The organism is Streptomyces sp. NPDC029466 (assembly GCF_055574515.1).
On sequence record NZ_JBVHZH010000014.1, the window covers coordinates 110,958 to 111,254 of the forward strand.

Sequence of the window (297 nt, forward strand, 5' to 3'; positions counted from 1 at the left end):
GGTGTGGTGGGGAGGCGCAGGAGGCTGTGGCGGGGGTGTCCCCCCCCCCCTCCCTCCCCCCCCCCCCCCCCCCCCCCCCCCGCTCCGACCCGTCCCCTCCCGTGGGATGGGTGGGAAAAGGCCGGTAGGAGTGCACGTAGGTGGTCCGGTGCGGGCCGTAGGGCCCGGTTTGGCTTACGGCGGCCAGCCCCCACCCACCTTCACCAACTCCCCCAACGGGAGGGGACGGGCCGGAGGGGGGGGGGGGGTGGGGGGGGGGGGGGGGGGGAGGGGCAACAAAAGACACCAAACGCGCTC